Genomic DNA, 15,972 nt, shown 5'->3' with positions numbered 1-15,972 from the left:
CGCGAAGATCAGGAAAGGATCAGGCGCCGGTAAGGACGCCGCGGGCGCGCCGGCGGTAATGTGCCTCCTGTCGGGCGAAGGGTCCGAGCCCGGCGCGGGCGAGACAGATCGGCCCGCCCCCGCGCTTCCACAAGGTTCCCCGGGATTTCTCCAGAGAGTCCCGAGGAAATCCGCGGGAGCCCGGAAAGCGCGGGGCGGGGCGACGGCCTATCCTGATCGCACGGTCCGGAATTCGCTTCGACCGGAGGCCCCGCGGGGCCTGTTCAGCAAGGGAGAGAACAAGATGACCATCCAGACCCAGATGAAGACCGCCGACAACGGCGTCGACGTCGAGGCGCTGCGCGAGATCCGCCAGGCGCTCACCGACATGCCGCCCGCCGCCCTCTTCACCTGGCGCGCGACCTGCGCCTGGCTCGGCGGCGTGCACAGCCGCTCGACCGTCGAGACCTTTCACGGCGCCTGCGCCGAACAGGCGCACAGGACGCCCTATTCGGTCGAGGCGGACCATCCCGGCGTCTTCGCCGCGACGGACAACGCCGCCACCCCGGTGGAGATCGTGCTCTCGGCCCTCGCAAGCTGTCTCACCGCCGGCGTGGCGGCGATCGCCCAGCATCGCGGCGTCCAGCTTCGTTCCGTCACCGCGCGCGTCGAGGGCGACATGAACCTGCACGGCATCCTCGGCATCGACGCCGATGTGCGAAACGGCTTCGAGGCGATCCGCGTCGGCTTCGACATCGACGCCGACGCGACCAGGGAAGAGATCGCCGCGATCGTCGCCCAGTCGCAGAAGCGCTCGGCGGTGTTCGACATCATCACCAACCCCGGCAACGTGAAGGTCGCGCTCGAGTAGCCGCGCCTTCCCCGACAAGAGGAGAAAGGGCCATGTACGCCGACACGAATGCCCTGCGCGCGGCCCCGCGCCGCTCGCTCGGCGACCGCCTCCGGTCACACCTCGCCGCGCGTCTCGCCCATTTCCGGGCGCGCCGCGACATGGACCGGCTGCTGGCGGCGGAAGAACATATCCTGCGCGACATAGGCATCGGCCGCGACGAGATCCTTTATCGGCGCCGGCTTCCATTTTCCGAGTTCATTCTCTGACCGGCCGGGCGGCGCGCCGCGCCGCCCGGCCCATTCCCGAAGAACCCCGATTTCATCCGCCCCGCGCGCGCGCGGGGCGAGGGAAGGAGCAGTCCCATGCAAAGGATCACGACCGTCGTGGTCGGCGCGGGCCAGTGCGGCCTCGCGATGAGCCGCGAACTGCGCCGCCGCTCCGTGGATCACGTCGTGCTCGAACGCGGCGCGATCGGCGAGAGCTGGCGGAGCGAACGCTGGGACAGCCTTCGCCTGCTGACCCCGAACTGGATGAACGGCGTCGCGGGCCATCGCTACGCCGGTTCCGATCCCGACGGCTTCATGAGCGCCCGCGAATTCACCGCCAGCCTGACACGCGCCGCCCGGCACGATGGCGCGCCGGTGATGGCCGGGACGCGGGCGCTGTCGCTCGACCGGGCCGGGGGCGGTTACCGGCTCGCGACCGACCGGGGCGATTTCGCCTGCGCAAGCGTCGTGATCGCGACCGGGGCCTGCGCGCTGCCGCGGATCCCCCGCTTCGCGGCGGATCTTCCCGCCGATGTCGTCCAGCTGACGCCCCGGAGCTACAAGCGGCCCTCCGATGTGCCGGAAGGCGCGGTTCTCGTCGTCGGCGCCTCCGCGAGCGGATTGCAGATCGCGCGGGAACTGGCCCTGGCCGGCCGGCGCGTGACGCTCGCCGCCGGCGGCCACCAGCGCCTGCCGCGGCGCTACCGGGGGCGCGACATCCTGTGGTGGATGCACCGCGTCGGCGTGCTCGACCTGCCCTACACCAGGGTCGACGACCTCGACCGGGTCCGCCGCGCGCCCTCGCTGCCGCTTCTCGGCGATCCCTCGGGGGCGGACATCGGCCTCGACGGGCTGCGCGATCTCGGCGTCGAGATCGTCGGGCGCCTCGGCGCGGTGCGCGACGGCGCCGCCTGGTTCTCCGGCGCGCTGGCCCATGTCTGCGCCTCGGCGGATCTGAAGCTCGGCCGGTTGCTCGACCGGATCGACGCCTGGGCCGAGGCGATGGGTTACGCGGGCCCCCCGCCCCACCGCCCGACGCCGACGCGGGTGCCAGACGCGCCGCGGCTCTCGGCGCGGCTCGGGGGCGGGGGCATCGGCGCGGTCGTCTGGGCGACCGGCTACACGCCCGACCACGCCTGGCTGCGCCTGCCCGTCTTCGATGGGCGGGGCCGCCTGCGGCACACCGGCGGGGTCGTCGGCGACGGGCTTTACGTGATGGGCCTGAACTATCTGCGGACCGCGCGCTCCACGCATATTGCAGGCGCCCCGCGGGACGCGCGCGCGCTGGCGCGTCATCTGGTTGGCGCCACAACCCGCCGGGCGGCGGCGTGAAGAAGGAGAAGTCCCGATGAGAACGGACCATTACGACGCCATCATCGTCGGCGCGCGGGTCGCCGGCGCCGCGACCGGGCTCCTGCTGGCCCGGGCGGGGGCGCGGGTGCTGATCCTCGACCGCGAGGCGGAGATCGGCGACACCCTCTCCACCCACGCGCTCATGCGTCCCGCGGTCGAACTGCTGGGCGAATGGGGGCTGCTCGGCCGGCTGCTCGGCGCGGGTACGCCCGTCGTGCGCCAGGCGCTGGTCCGCTACGGGGCCGGGGAGATCACCGTTCCGGTCCGGGGCGACGCGGCCGTGCCGGGCCTCTGCGCGCCGCGCCGCCGGCTGCTCGACCGGACGCTGCTCGAAGCCGCCGCCGCGGCCGGAGCCGAGGTCGCCCTTGGCGCCGCGGTCGAGGCCTGCCTCGTCGGACCGGCCGGGCGGATCACCGGCGTCTCGGCGGTCTCGCGCGACGGGAGGAGCCGCGCGATCCGCGCGGATCTCGTCATCGGCGCCGATGGCCGGGGATCGCGGATCGCGGAGCTTGCCGACGCGCGGACGCTCCGCGCCACGCCGTCGCGGGCGGTCACGACCTACGGCTATTTCGCCGGGATCGAGAACCGCGGATACCGCTGGTATTTCGGGCCGCGCGTCATGGTCGGGGTCATTCCGACCAACGACGATCTGCATTGCGTCTGCGCGAGCTGCCCGCCGGAGGACTACCGTGCCCGCTTCGGAGCGGGCGCGCGGGCCGGGCTCGCCGCCATCGCCGGAGCGTTGGACCCCGAACTCTCGGATCCCACCCGCGCCGCGCCCGCGGAGCGGTTGCGCCGCTTCGCCGGCGCGCCCGGGCACATGCGCGCCCGCGCCGGGCGCGGCTGGGCGCTGGTCGGGGACGCCGCCTGCTTCAAGGATCCGATGACCGCGCTCGGGATCAGCGACGCGCTGCTCGACGCGCGGCATCTCGCCGGCACCCTCGGCCGCGCCGGCAGTCTCGCCTCCTACGCGCGGGAGCGGAACGCGCGTGTCGCGGAGCTTTTCGAGGCGACCGAGAGGATCGCCAGCTTCGACTGGGATTACGAGACGCTGGCAAGCCTCCACGCCCGCGTGAACGCCTGCCTGCGCCGCCCGCGGGACGCCGCCGGCCTCGTTCCCGCTCCGGGCACCACGCTCCGCGTGGTAGTCTGGGCGCCGCGAGGCGCGCGCGGAGAACCGTTCGACAACCAAACCCTCACGATGAACGCCGGAGAATGACCATGGCCATGCGTTACTGGCTGATCCTCGTCGCGATCGGCGCCGCCTTCGGCGTCTCCTTCGCCTTCAACCACGTGCTTCTCGCCCATTACGGGCCGCTGACCGTCTCGGCGCTCCGCGTCGGGATCGGCGCCGCCGGCTGCTGGACCTGGGTGCTTGCGACCGGGCGGTCGGCCGCGCTCCCCCCCATCACCGTCGCGGGCATCGCCCTCTTCGGCGTCTTCCAGTTCGCCGCGCCCTTCGCGGTGCTGCCGCTCGCGCAGCAGCACATCACCTCCGCGACGGCGGGCATCGCCAATGCGATGACCCCGGCCGCCGTGGTGATGATCTCCCACCTCTGGCCCGGCGGCGAAAGGGCCACGCTCGGCAGGCTCGCCGGGGTAGCCTTCGGCATCGCCGGCATCGCGATCCTCGCGACCCGCGGCGGCGCGGAAACGCATTCGGACCCGCGCTTCGTGCTGCTCGCGCTCGGGGCGCCGGCCTGCTACGCGATCGCGCTGAACCTCGTCCGGCGCTTCCGGGGGCTCGATCCGGTGGTCCTGACCGCCTGGGCGCTGACCGGCGGCGGGCTCGCGATCGCGCCCCTCGCCCTCGCCGCCGACGGACTTCCGGCCGCGCCGGGCGCGAGCACGCTCGCCGCGCTCCTCGCGGTCGGGATCGGGCTCACCTCCGTCGCCTTCATCGCGATGTACGCGATCCTGCCCCGCGTCGGCGCGACAAACCTCTCGCTCGTCACCTTCGTCGCGCCGATCTCGGCGACCTGCGTCGGCGCGCTCGCCTTCGGCGAGGTCATCGGCGGCGGGCACCTGATCGGGATGGGCCTGATCCTCGCGGGCCTCGTCACGATCGACGGCCGCCTCCCGCGCCACCTCGCCCGCCGCGCCGCCGGCCTCTCCGAACCCGGGAGCGCGGCGTGATGACCGCCCCAAACAATCAGAAACAAGGAAGGAAACCCCTCATGTCCAGACTCCACGACTCGATCCTCGAGACCGTCGGCGACACCCCCGTCGTCCGCCTCGCGCGGCTCGCCCCGGAGGGCGTCGAGATCTACGCCAAGCTCGAGGCCTTCAACCCCCTCGGCTCGGTCAAGGACCGGCTCGCGCTCGGCGTCATCGAGGCCGCCGAGCGCGACGGCCGCCTGAAGCCCGGCCAGACCGTCATCGAGGCGACGAGCGGCAATACCGGCATCGGCCTTGCGATGGTCTGCGCGCGCAAGGGCTATCCTCTGGTGATCGTGATGGCCGAGAGCTTCTCGGTCGAGCGGCGCCGGCTGATGCGCTTCCTCGGCGCCCGGGTCGTGCTGACGCCCGCGGCCGAGAAGGGCACCGGCATGGTCGAGAAGGCGCGCGAGCTCGCCGCCGCGCATGGCTGGTTCTGGACCCGCCAGTTCGAGAACGAGGCCAACGCCGAGGTCCACAGCCGCACCACCGCGCGCGAGATCCTGCGCGACTTCGGCGGAACCGGTCCCGACTACTTCGTCACCGGCGCGGGCACGGGCGGCACGCTGAAGGGCGTGGCCCGCGTGCTGCGCGCCGAGAGCCCGGGCACGCGGATCATCGTGGCCGAGCCCGAGAACGCGCCGATGCTCGCGAGCGGCGTCGGCCAGCGCTACAATTCCGACGGCACACCCGCCGGGAGTCATCCGCTCTTTCGCCCGCACCCGATGCAGGGCTGGTCGCCCGACTTCATCCCGCGGCTCACGGGCGACGCGTTCGGGGACGGGCTCGTCGACGCGGTCCAGCCGGTGAGCGGCGCCGAGTCGCTGCGCCTCGCGCGCGAACTCGCCCGTCAGGAGGGGATCTTCTGCGGCGTCTCCGCCGGTGCGACGCTCGCCGCCGCGCTCGAGGTCGCGAAGACCGCGCCGAAGGGCAGCCGGATCCTCTTCATGGTGCCCGACACCGGCGAGCGGTACCTCTCGACCCCGCTCTTCGAAAAGATCGGGCAGGAGATGGACGACGAGGAACGCGCGATCTCGGACTCGACGCCGCTCTGCCGGTTCGGCGCGCCCGCCGCTCGCCCGACACCGGCGCCGGCGGCGCCCGCCGCGCCGTCGCCGCTCCAGGCCCGCGAGTTCGTGACGCGGGCAATCGGAGATCAGGACCAGCCGGTGGTGATGTTCGCGCTCGAATGGTGCGAATTCTGCTGGGCGGCGCGGCGGTTCCTGACGGACCTTGGCGTGCCGTTCCGCTCGGTTGATCTCGACTCGGTCGCGATGCAGGCCGACGACCTCGCCACCGGCGTGCGCCAGGCGCTGCGCGAGCGGACAGGGGAGCCGACGATCCCGCAGATCTTCATCGGCGGCGCGCGAGTCGGCGGCGCGGTCGACCTGCTCTCCCTGCACGACCGCGGCGAACTCGAACCGCTGCTGCGCGCGGCCGGCCTCGCGCCGACGGGCGACACGGCGATCGTCGGGCGCGGCTATCTGCCGAAATGGCTGGCGGCGCGCCCCGCGGCCTGAGGGGGCGCGGTCAGGCGGCGGGCGCGAGGTCCGGTTCCGCCGCCCGGTCCGCGAGACGGCGGGATCCGATCCGCGAGGCGGTCATCCGGGCGGCGGCGAGTTCGATGGCCGCCCCCGCCCGGTCGCCGTCCGCGAGCAGGCTTCGCGCCAGTTCGACGCGGACCCGGCCCGCCTGATATTCCATTCCGGCGCTGGTCCAGAGTTCGCGTGCCAGAAACAGGAACCGGCGCGCCTCCGGATCCCCGGGCTCCGCGAGCGCCGCGCGCGTCTCGGCGATCAGCGCCCGGATCGCGGGCTGCGGCCAGCGCTCCGGCTCCCCCTCGATCTCGGCGAGCAGCGCGGTCGCGATCTCCCGCCGTCCGCCGCGCGCGGCGATCCGCGCCTTGTGGATCATGAGATGCCCGCGGCGCTGCAGATGGAACCAGGTCATCCCGCCGAGCGCGCGGTCGAGCGCGGCGAGCGCCGCGTCGATCTCTCCCTCCTCGAAGAGCAGGACGGCGTTGCCGGGCTCGGCATCCCAGCCGAGCGCGGCGGCGGCCGCGTAATCGGCCCGCGCCGCGGCGAGATCGCCGATCATCGCCTGGATGTCGCCCCGGATCCGGTGGCCTTCGCCGATCGTCCAGGCCTCCTCGACGGCGAGTTTCCTCAGCGCCGTCTCTATGCTCCGCAACGCCTCGGGCAGCGCCCGCTGCGCGCCGAGGATCTCGGCCCGGTGCAGGTCGCAGGCGCCGGGAGGTTCCGCGAAGCTCGCCTTGCACCAGCTCTCGAACCCGGCGCTCCACTGGCGTGCGCGCTCCCAGTCGGCGAAGGTCCGGCAACTCCAGAGGATGTTGCAGTAGACGGTGCTTCCGGTGACCGGATCCACCTGGCTGGAGAGCGCGATGGCAGCGGCGTGGTTCTGATCGGCCCGTCCCGCGCCGACATGGCCCAGCGCGAGATTGTAGAACCCCCTGTAGGCGAGCGTCAGCGCGACCAGCCCCTGGTCGCCCCGCCGCTTGGCGAGATCGAAAGCGGCGGAGGCGAGGCCGAGCGCCTCCTCCGTCCGCCCCTCGAACGTCGCGAGGCGGGACCGCATCCAGAGGAGAGAGGCGCGGACCGCGTCGTCATCCTCCTCCGCGAGCAGCGATTCCGCCCGGTCGAGCCAGCCTCCCGCGACCGCCGGCGCGGCGCGCTCGATCTCGATCCGGGCGAGCGCCACGGCGCCGCGCGCCGCGCCGACGGGATCGCCCGCGCCCAGATGCGCGGCGACGGCGCGCGAATGGATCGGCAGCGCCGCCGCGGGCCGCCCCTGGCACTCGACCGCCCCCGCCCAGACGTCGATGTCGGCGGGTTCCAGCGCCTCGGGGGGCAGCGCCTCGAACAGGGTCACCGCCCCGGTCCAGTCGCAGGCCCGCGCGCGGCGCCGGGCCTCCGCGACATCGGGTGTCCCGCCGGGAGCCTCGGGTTCCGGCTCCGTCAGATCCGGATCGAGGCCGAAGCGGTAGCCATGCCGGACAAAGCTCCGGATCGCCCGTTCCAGCCCGTCCGCGGCGAGCGCGCGGCGGGCGAGGCTCACCGCGCGCTGGAGCGACGCCTCCGTCACCGTCAGGTCCGGCCAGAGCGCGTCCATGAGCTCGTCCTTCGGGACGACCCGCCCGGCGTTGCGCACGAGATAGGCGAGCAGATCGAAGACGCGCGGCTGAAGGGACTGCGGTGCCCCGCGGAGGGTCAGGCTCCGGGCATTCTCGTCGAGCTCGAAATGACCGAACCGGGTGGGCATGAAATACCCAGCGCCTCGCATGGCGGAAAAGCCGGCGAATGGTACGCGCGTCGGCCCGGGCTGACAATGCCCGATCCGTGACGCCCGACCTCAAATCGCCCTGGCTCGATCCGGCCGCGCGGCTGCCCGGGGCCGGGACAGGCCGCGCGGTCGGCGCCCGCGGGTCCGCGCGGGGCTATTGCGCGTCGGGGTGCATGAAGGCTTCCATCTCTTCGGACGTCAGCTTTCCATCGCCGTCGGTGTCCATCGCGGCGAATATCCGGGCGTGAACCGCCTGCACCTCGTCGAGCGAGAGCGCGCCGTCGCCGTTCGTATCCATCAGGATCACCATCATCCGCGTCATGCCGGGGCCCATCATCCCGGGACCCGTCATGCCGCCCCAGTCGCCTCCCCGCGCGCCGTGGGGCAGACCGGGACCGGGGCCGGGATGCCCCATCCATCCGGGCTTGCCTTCCATCATCCCCATGTCGCAGTCCCCCGCCGGACCCGCCCCGGGGCGGCCGGGCTGGCCGGCCCCCGGGCCCGCGCCCATCATCGGCCCGCCACCGGCCGGTTGCGCGGCGGCCATGGTTCCGGCCGCGACGGCGACGCAGGCCGCCAGTACCGTTGTCTTCATCGAAACAGGCATCATCTGCTTTCCTCCCGGCCCCCAGCGTGCCGCGCGGAATCAGGGGCGGCCTTGACCTCGGTCAATGCGCGCGCCCGCGCGCCGGAAAGTGCCGGGGATGTGATCGCCGCGCGAAATACTGGCATCGTGCTATTTCGGACGATACAGTTCCAGTCGACGACTGTTCCTTCGGAAGCCGCTCTCCTTCTAAGAGCGGAACCATGGTCTCGCGAAAAGGCTGTTACGATGAGCGACAAGATCGATCCGGGCGCGGCGCCGCTTTCGGCGGAAGCGCTGCGCATGTCCATGCTCCGGAAGGAGATGGAAAAGATGGACGCCGAGCGCACGGCGCGGGAGGCCGAGGAGAAGAAGCTCGCCGCCTTCACCGAGGATTTCCTGCACAAGCACGTTGGCGAGGAAGAGATCGCCATGGTGCGGCGGCTGGTGATGAACGCGGTCAAGGACGGCAAGATGGAGGCGATGGTCTACAGCTTCCCCTCCGACCTCTGCACCGACAGCGGGCGGGCGATCAACAACGGCGAGCCGAACTGGCCGGAGACGCTGCGCGGCAAGGCGAAGGAATTCTTCGAACGCTACGAACAGTTCGGCAAGCCGCAGGGCTACCGGCTGAAGGCGATGGTCATCAACTTCCCGGGCGGCATTCCGGGAGACATCGGCTTCTTCCTCAACTGGGCGCCGCCCGCGGTCTGATGGCAAAGGGTGGCCCGCCCGGGCGAGCCACCCCGCGACTCAGAACACGCCCGGCACCATGTTGCGCGCGATCCGGTCCGTGACGTAGTCGGCGGGTTTCTTCTGCCGCTTGCCGAGCTTCGGCTCGTCGTATTCCACCTTCTCGTAGGGGATCTGCGACAGGAGGTGCGTGATGCAGTTGATCCGCGCCGCCTTCTTGTCGTTCGAATCCACGATCCACCAGGGCGCGTGCGGCGTGTCGGTCATGCGGATCATCTCGTCATAGGCCTTGGTGTAGTCCCACCAGCGGCGGTAGCTCTCGAGGTCCATCGGCGAGAGCTTCCACTGGCGCACCGGATCGTCGATGCGCTGGCGGAACCGGCGCTCCTGCTCCTTCTCGCCGACGGTCAGGAAGTACTTGAGGAGCGTGATGCCGGATTCGGTCAGCAGCGCCTCGAGATGCGGGATCTCCTCCAGGAAGCGCCGGGCGGCGTGTTCGGTGCAGAAGCCCATCACGCGCTCGACGCCCGGACGGTTGTACCAGGAGCGGTCGAAGATCACGACCTCGCCCGCCGCCGGCAGCTGCTCGACGTAGCGCTGCATGTAGATCTGGGTCTTCTGCCGGTCGGAGGGCGAGGGGAGCGCGACCACGCGAAAGACCCGCGGGCTCACCTTCTCGGTCAGGCGCTTGATCATCCCGCCCTTGCCGGCGGCGTCGCGGCCTTCGAACAGGATCACGATCCGGGCGCCGGTCTCCTTCACCCAGGCCTGGAGATGGGCGATCTCGACCTGGAGCCGCGCGAGTTCGGCCTCGTAGGCCCTGTTGCGCGCCTTCTTCGCCGCCTTCGGGTCAGACTCCGCCGACACCTCCGCGGCCTTGTCCTTCCTCTGCCTCTTGCTCATGCGTCTCCTCCGCTATTGGCGCCGCCTCGAGGGCGCGCAGCGCGTCGTCGAGATCGTCGAAGATCATCCCCGTCCCGAGCGCGTCGAGAAAGCCCGCCCGTTCGAGCAGCGCGCGCACCTCCGCGTGCACCTCGGCGAGGCCGAGCCTGACGCCCCGGCGCGCGAGATCGGCGCGGACCTCCTCCAGCATCGCCGCGCCGGTCGAGTCGATCTGCGTGACCGCGCTCGCGTCGATGACGAGCCACCGCGTCTCCGCCGGCATCGCCTCCGCGATCGCATGCAGCCGGGCATGGACGTGGTCGGCGTCGAAGAAGAGCAGGTCGCCCTGGACGAGCGCGATGGTCATCCCCGGCACCGGCCGCGCCTCCGGATGGCGGTGCAGCTTGTAGAACCCCTCGTGCCCGGCCACGCGGCCGAGCAGCGCGTCGCGCGGATACATCATCTTGCGCAAGAGATAGGCGAAGGTCGCGCCGATCGCGACCACCACGCCGTTCAGAACCCCGAGGCTGATCGGCGCGAAGAGCGCGATCATCGCGAAGACGAATTCGATCCGGCTGATGCGCCAGATCTCGCGCAGCGCCGGGACGTCGATGAGGCTCACCGCCGCGGCGATCAGGATCGCGCCCAGCGCCGGGATCGGCAGGATCGCGAGCGCGGGCCGGAGGAACAGGACGGTCACGAGCAGCGCCAGCGCCGCCACGATACTCGCGAGCTGCGAACGCCCGCCGATGTTCGCGTTGATCGCGGTGCGGGAATCCGAGGCGGTGACGGGGAAGGCCGAGAACAGGCCGGCGGCGAAGTTCGCCGCGCCGAACCCGATCATCTCGCGGTTGGCATCGACCGGATAGCCGCCGCGCTGGCCGAAGCTCCGCGCGGTGACGATGCCCGCGGCGAAGCTCACCAGGAAGATCGCCCCCGCGCCGAGCAGGAGCTGGTCGAAGGTGGCGCCGGACGGCGCGGGCAGCGCGAGGCGCGGGATGCTCGACGGGATCTCGCCCACGACCGCGATCCCGTGCCCCTTGAAGTCGAAGAGCGCCGAGAGAACGACCGAGACGACGACGACCGCGACCGGCCCCGGGATCGGCAGGCGCGACGCGCTCGTCGCCTGGAGCAGGACGAACATCGCGACCGCGAGCGCGAGCGAGGGCCAGTGGATCGTGGCCGCCTTGCGCGCGAAGTCGATGAAGGGCGCGATCAGTCCCTCCGCCTCGACATCGACGCCGGTCACGCGCTTGAGCTGGCCGGTGATGATCGAAAGCGAGATGCCGGCGAAGAAGCCGACGAGGATCGGCCGCGACAGGAAGGTCGAGAGCACGCCGAGGCCGAGCAGCCGCGCGCCGATGTAGAAGCCGCCGACGATCAGCGCGAGCATCGCCGCGACCGCCGGCCGGTCGGCGGCCGCGAGCCCCGGCATGGTCGCGAGCGCGGCGGCGAGCACCGTGATGGTCGCGGCGTCGGGGCCGACGACGAGCTGGCGCGACGGCCCGAACGCCGCGTAGGCGAGCAGCGGCGCGATCGAGGCGTAGAGCCCGGTCTCGGGCGGCAGTCCCGCGATCGCCGGATAGGCGATCGCGCTCGGCAGGCCGACCGCGGCGATTGCGAGACCGGCGGCGATGTCGGGCCGGATCCAGCGCCAGCGGTAGCCCGCGAAACTCGCGAGCACCGGCCAGCCGGCGCGGGGAGCGGCCTCCGCCATGCTCAGTGCCCGCCGCTCAGCACGAGGGTCCGCACCGGCAGGATCAGCGCCTGCATCCGGAGCAGCGCCGCGTGGACGAGGCCGGTCGCGTCGATCGCGTGAAGCACGAAGGCGTGGAAGGCGCCGATCTCCGGATCCTGGAGCGCGTCGTGATTGCTCGTATAGGCGTTCGCGACGCAGGAACTGCCCTGCGGCAGCCGGTCGAGCCCGCCTTCGAACAGCGGCTCCATGATCGCGGTGATCGTGCCCGGCCGGGCGAAGGAGGTGGCATCCTGAAGCTGGTCGGTCGGGCGGATCTGGCCCGAGGCGATCACGTCCTGCACGTCGGTGATCACCACCGGCACGACGGTGAAGGGGATCGCCGCGCAGGCGACCTCGCCCACCATGCCGACCTTGATCACCTGCGCCTCGATCTGGCCGAAGCCGGCGACGAGCCCGGTGACGTGGCGGTCGGGAACGAGGATGCCCGCCGGACGCAGCATCGGGTTCACCACGTCGCCGGGACGGAGCGCGAACTGCTGCACCACCCCGTCGGTGCCGGCGACGACCAGCGCCTTGTCGCGCGCGACCTCCGCCTCGCGCAGCGCGGCCTCGGCGCTCGCCTTCTGCGCCGGCAGCGCGAAATCGATCTGCGACTGCGCCGCCGCCTTCGCCGCCAGCGCCGCGTCGACGGCGCCCTGGGCGGTCTCCATGGCGACCCGCACGCGGTCGACCTCGCGCTGCGAGATCGCATTCGGATTGCGCCGGATCAGTTCGGCGCGGGTCTCGTACTCGTCCGTCGCCTGCTTGAGCGAGCCCCGCGCCTGGGTGATGCGGCCGTCGGCCTCGGCGAGCTGCGCCCGGGCCACCTCCATCCCCGCCTCGACCTCGGCGATCCTGCGCTTCGCGGTCTCGATCGCCGCCTCTTGGGCGCTGGTGTCGAGGCGGAAGAGCGGCTGGCCGGCGGTCACGTGCTGGTTGATGCCCACGTAGGTCTCCGCCACCCGGCCGCCGGTCTCGGGCAGGATCGTGACGGTGCGGAAGACCGAGACCGCGTTGTTGGTCGCGGGATGGAAGTAGAAGATCGTGGTGATGAGCGAGACCGTCAGGATCACGCAGAAGGTGATCCCCCAGCGGAGTTCGTACCAGACGGAGAAGAGCGTGATCTCGCGCCCGATCCGCTTGCCCTGGACGAAGCGCCGGTAGAGGAAATCCGGCAGGATCGTGATGGCCGAGCAGAGGAGGAGTTCGAGCATGTCAGGCCTCCCGGTCCGGGGCGGCGGGCCGCGCCGGCCTCTCCGCCGCCGCGCGCTCCGGATCGTCCGAGAGCAGGTCGTTCCAGCGCGACGGCGGCTCGCCCGGCCGATCCCGCCCGGAGAGCCGTTCGAGCGAGAGGGCGATCGAATTCATCGGCGTCGAGAAGTCCGGCAGCTCGACGAGCGCGAGCAGCAGCGCCGCGATCCAGAAGACGGCGTTGTGCGTGAAGAGCGCGAGCAGCGCGAGCACGGCGACGAACTGGAGCTGCACCTTGTTCGCGCGATGCGCCATATGCTCGGGCAGCGCGTGGAGCTTGAGGTATATGAGCCCGGCCGAGACCACGGTGACGAGGAGGAAGACGAGCATCACCGTCATGAGCCAGTCCGACTGTCCGGGCCCGGTGACGAAGGAGGGCAGGTAGTGCGGCGCGGCGGGATTCACGGGTGGATGGTCCATTCAGGCTCCGGAGCTGGCATCTGGATCGCCCGGGCCGGCGGGCGCGGCGCCGAGGCGTGTCCAGGCGACGACGAGATCATAGAAGACGGAGAGCACGACCGGGCCGAGAAACAGCCCGACGAGTCCGTGGGTCAGCGTGCCGCCGATGACGCCGGTCAGGATGACGAGCATCGGCGTGGTCAGGCCCCGCGCCATCAGCACGGGCTTCAGCACGTTGTCGAGCAGCGCGACGGGCAGGAGCAGCAGCGTGATGACGAGCGCGAAGGTCGTCGCATGGGTCATCCAGATCCAGATCAGCACCGGCAGCAGCACGGGCGCCGGGCCGATCTGCACGACGCAGAGCAGCAGCACGCCGAAGGCGATCAGCCCCGCCCCGGGGATGCCCGCGAGATAGAGGATGATCCCCGCGAGCAGCGCCTGGAGCAGGGCGACGCCGATCACCCCGCGCGAGACGTTGCGGATCGTCGCACCGGCGAGATCGACGAACTGCGCGCCGCGCGGCGCGATCAGCCGGCTTGCGAAGGCCCGGGCGCCCGTGGCGAGCCGCGGGCCGGGCAGGAAGAGGAAGCCGGCGATGACGACCGAGGCGACGAACTTGACCACGTCGACGCCGATCGCGGCGATCTTGCCGAGCACGACGCCGCCCGCGGGCAGGAGCGCGGGCCCGTAGCGCGTCACCGCGTCGTCGAGATTGCCCGCGGCCAGTTTCCAGGCCTCGTCGACCGGCTCGCCGAGGACGGGCCAGTCCTTGAGCGCCGCCGGCGGCGGCGGCACCCGGAGCGATCCGGTCCGCAGCCCCTCGGCGAGCCAGTGCACCGAATCGACGAGGCTCGCCGCCAGCACGCTGACCGGGCCGAGCACGGTGGCGAGCGCGACGATGGTGAGAAGCGTCGCGGCGAGGCCGCGGCGGCCGCCGAGCCAACGGGCAAGCCCGGCATAGGCGGGATAAAGCGCGACCGCGAGCAGGATCGCCCAGATGACGATCGGCAGGAACGGCCGGACAAGGTCCAGCGACCACCACGCGAAGAGCCCCAGGAAGGCGAGGCGGACGGCGAAATCGGTCGCGCGCGCCTCGATCCTCCCGTCTCCCGGCGGTGGCGCGGACGGGGTCATCATGTCCGGGTTCCGGCGCGGGGCGGCGTCTCCCCACCGCGGGTGAGCGCGCGATGGCGGTCGGCGACGCGCTCGCGCCGCCGCGTGAACGGCTTCCGCCGGAACGGCGAATCTCCCCGCCCCATTCCCATGATGTCCGCCCTCCTCAGACAGCACCATGGATAGCGCCCGGGCAATCCGGACGCCAGCGCGACATGCGGCCGGACGCGTCACGAACCGCGGCGCTTGCCTTCCGATTTCTCCCGCGGGTACCTGAGCCACAGGCCGCGCGCGGGCGCGCGGAGGATCGCCCGCGACCGCGGGAAACCGGGGGGAGCGGCATGCGCGTCATCGTCTATGGAGTCGGAGCGATCGGGGGGACCGTCGCGGCGGCGCTGGCGCTCTCGGGGCAGGAGGTCGTCGGCGTCGCGCGCGGCTCGCAGCTCGCGGCGATCCGCGCCGGTGGCCTCTCGCTCCTCACGCCCGACCGGCGGCTTCACGCCCGTTTCGACTGCCTCGCGGATCCCGGAGAGATCGATCTCCGGCCCGACGACGCGGTCCTGCTCACGATGAAGACCCAGGACACGGTCGCGGCGCTCGAACGGCTCCGCGCCGTCGGTCTGCGCGGGCAGCCGGTCTTCTGCGTCCAGAACGGCGTCGCGAACGAACGCTTCGCGCTGCGCCGGTTCGCCAATGTGCACGCCGTCACCGTGATGATGCCCGCGAGCTTCACGAAGCCGGGCGAGGTCGCGGCCTTCGCCTCGCCCCGGCACGGCATCTTCGAGATCGGGCGCTATCCCGAGGGCTGCGACGCCGACGACGAGGCCCTGGCGGCGGCGCTCGAACGGGCGAACATCGCGACCTTCGTCACGCCCCGGGTGATGGAGAGCAAATACGGCAAGCTCATCGTGAACCTCTCCAACGCGGTCGAAGCCGCCGTCGGCCCCGGCGCGCGCGAGACCCGCTATCCCGCCCTGCTCCGCGCCGAGGCCGAGGCGGTGCTGGAAACGGCCGGCATCGCCTGGCGCGACGTCGGCGCGGGCGATCCGCGGCGCGAGGCGCTGATGCGCTGGCAGCCGATCCCCGGCGTCGAGCGGATCGGCGGCTCCTCGGTCCAGAGCCTCGTCCGCGGCACCGGCTCGATCGAGACCGACTATCTCAACGGGGAGATCGCCCTGCTCGGCCGGCTGTTCGGCGTCCCGACGCCCGTCAACGCCGCCTTCGTCGAGATCGGCGCGCGCATGGTCCGCGACGGCCGCGCCCCGGGAACCCTCGGCGAGGCGGAGGTCGCGGCGGCCCTCGCCGCCCAAGGCGCCTGAGGGCCGGGGGCGCGCGCCCGTTGACTTCCCGGCGCCGGCGCGATGGTCTAGGACCGGCCGGGGTGAAGATCAGCGCGGGGCGCGGG

The 15,972-nt window shown here is 72.1% G+C and carries 15 protein-coding genes and 1 pseudogene; 9 read left to right on the top strand and 7 right to left on the bottom strand.

Features of this window, described 5'->3' with window-relative positions; translation table 11 throughout:
• The first annotated feature begins 283 nt into the window (after window positions 1-283).
• The 7 genes and pseudogenes from FJM51_RS05755 (at window position 284) to FJM51_RS24315 (ending at window position 6,128) form a co-directional block, all read left to right on the top strand.
• The gene (locus FJM51_RS05755; RefSeq protein WP_210240214.1) at window positions 284-850 is read left to right on the top strand and encodes an OsmC family protein; all 567 of its coding nucleotides are present in this window, start codon (window positions 284-286) and stop codon (window positions 848-850) included.
• A 32-nt stretch (window positions 851-882) separates the two neighbouring features.
• The gene (locus FJM51_RS05750) at window positions 883-1,098 is read left to right on the top strand and encodes a hypothetical protein (protein WP_140453161.1); all 216 of its coding nucleotides are present in this window, start codon (window positions 883-885) and stop codon (window positions 1,096-1,098) included.
• 96 nt (window positions 1,099-1,194) lie between these two features.
• The gene (locus FJM51_RS05745) at window positions 1,195-2,430 is read left to right on the top strand and encodes an FAD-dependent oxidoreductase (protein WP_140453160.1); all 1,236 of its coding nucleotides are present in this window, start codon (window positions 1,195-1,197) and stop codon (window positions 2,428-2,430) included.
• 16 nt (window positions 2,431-2,446) lie between these two features.
• A complete protein-coding gene (locus FJM51_RS05740; protein WP_140453159.1) occupies window positions 2,447-3,670 on the top strand; it encodes an NAD(P)/FAD-dependent oxidoreductase in 1,224 nt (407 codons plus the stop codon).
• Between the two features lie 2 nt (window positions 3,671-3,672).
• Window positions 3,673-4,587 (top strand): DMT family transporter, encoded by a 915-nt coding sequence (locus FJM51_RS05735; RefSeq protein ID WP_140453158.1) that lies wholly within the window; start codon window positions 3,673-3,675, stop codon window positions 4,585-4,587.
• Window positions 4,588-4,628: 41 nt separating this feature from the next.
• Window positions 4,629-5,657 (top strand): annotated as a pseudogene (locus FJM51_RS05730) (PLP-dependent cysteine synthase family protein); the annotation flags it as partial.
• A gap of 126 nt (window positions 5,658-5,783) precedes the next feature.
• Window positions 5,784-6,128: a glutaredoxin family protein gene (locus tag FJM51_RS24315; RefSeq protein ID WP_233712996.1), complete on the top strand. Its 345-nt coding sequence runs from the start codon at window positions 5,784-5,786 to the stop codon at window positions 6,126-6,128.
• A 10-nt stretch (window positions 6,129-6,138) separates the two neighbouring features.
• On the opposite strand, the gene FJM51_RS05725 is transcribed toward FJM51_RS24315, so the two are convergent.
• On the bottom strand, window positions 6,139-7,887 hold the full coding sequence (locus tag FJM51_RS05725; protein ID WP_181164458.1) for a winged helix-turn-helix domain-containing protein: 1,749 nt from the start codon (window positions 7,885-7,887) through the stop codon (window positions 6,139-6,141).
• A 175-nt stretch (window positions 7,888-8,062) separates the two neighbouring features.
• Window positions 8,063-8,518 (bottom strand): EF-hand domain-containing protein, encoded by a 456-nt coding sequence (locus FJM51_RS05720; protein ID WP_210240216.1) that lies wholly within the window; start codon window positions 8,516-8,518, stop codon window positions 8,063-8,065.
• A 222-nt stretch (window positions 8,519-8,740) separates the two neighbouring features.
• On the opposite strand from FJM51_RS05720, the gene FJM51_RS05715 reads away from it, so the two are divergent.
• A complete protein-coding gene (locus FJM51_RS05715; RefSeq protein WP_140453155.1) occupies window positions 8,741-9,205 on the top strand; it encodes a histidine kinase in 465 nt (154 codons plus the stop codon).
• 39 nt (window positions 9,206-9,244) lie between these two features.
• Here FJM51_RS05715 and ppk2 read toward each other — a convergent pair whose 3' ends face one another.
• The 5 genes from ppk2 to FJM51_RS05690 are packed head-to-tail and all read right to left on the bottom strand — an operon-like array spanning window position 9,245 to window position 14,591.
• Window positions 9,245-10,087, bottom strand: coding sequence for a polyphosphate kinase 2 (gene ppk2, locus FJM51_RS05710; RefSeq protein WP_140453154.1), 843 nt, complete (start codon window positions 10,085-10,087; stop codon window positions 9,245-9,247).
• Window positions 10,035-11,783: a SulP family inorganic anion transporter gene (locus FJM51_RS05705; protein WP_140453153.1), complete on the bottom strand. Its 1,749-nt coding sequence runs from the start codon at window positions 11,781-11,783 to the stop codon at window positions 10,035-10,037. The genes ppk2 and FJM51_RS05705 overlap by 53 nt, the downstream gene beginning before the upstream one ends.
• A 2-nt stretch (window positions 11,784-11,785) precedes the next feature.
• Entirely contained in the window at window positions 11,786-13,018 is a 1,233-nt protein-coding gene (locus tag FJM51_RS05700; protein WP_140453152.1) for an HlyD family secretion protein, read from the bottom strand.
• Between the two features lies 1 nt (window position 13,019).
• Window positions 13,020-13,475: a hypothetical protein gene (locus FJM51_RS05695; protein ID WP_140453151.1), complete on the bottom strand. Its 456-nt coding sequence runs from the start codon at window positions 13,473-13,475 to the stop codon at window positions 13,020-13,022.
• Window positions 13,476-14,591 carry an AI-2E family transporter gene (locus tag FJM51_RS05690; protein ID WP_140453150.1) on the bottom strand — a complete coding sequence of 372 codons (1,116 nt, stop codon included), beginning with the start codon at window positions 14,589-14,591 and terminating at the stop codon, window positions 13,476-13,478.
• A 317-nt stretch (window positions 14,592-14,908) separates the two neighbouring features.
• On the opposite strand from FJM51_RS05690, the gene FJM51_RS05685 reads away from it, so the two are divergent.
• The gene (locus FJM51_RS05685) at window positions 14,909-15,886 is read left to right on the top strand and encodes a ketopantoate reductase family protein (protein WP_140453149.1); all 978 of its coding nucleotides are present in this window, start codon (window positions 14,909-14,911) and stop codon (window positions 15,884-15,886) included.
• Window positions 15,887-15,972: the final 86 nt, after the last annotated feature.

This window comes from Amaricoccus solimangrovi (genome assembly GCF_006385685.1).
GTDB classification, from domain to species: Bacteria; Pseudomonadota; Alphaproteobacteria; order Rhodobacterales; family Rhodobacteraceae; genus Amaricoccus; species Amaricoccus solimangrovi.
Note: the sequence above shows the minus strand (reverse complement) of the source record. Positions and strands in the feature narration are given on the sequence as shown.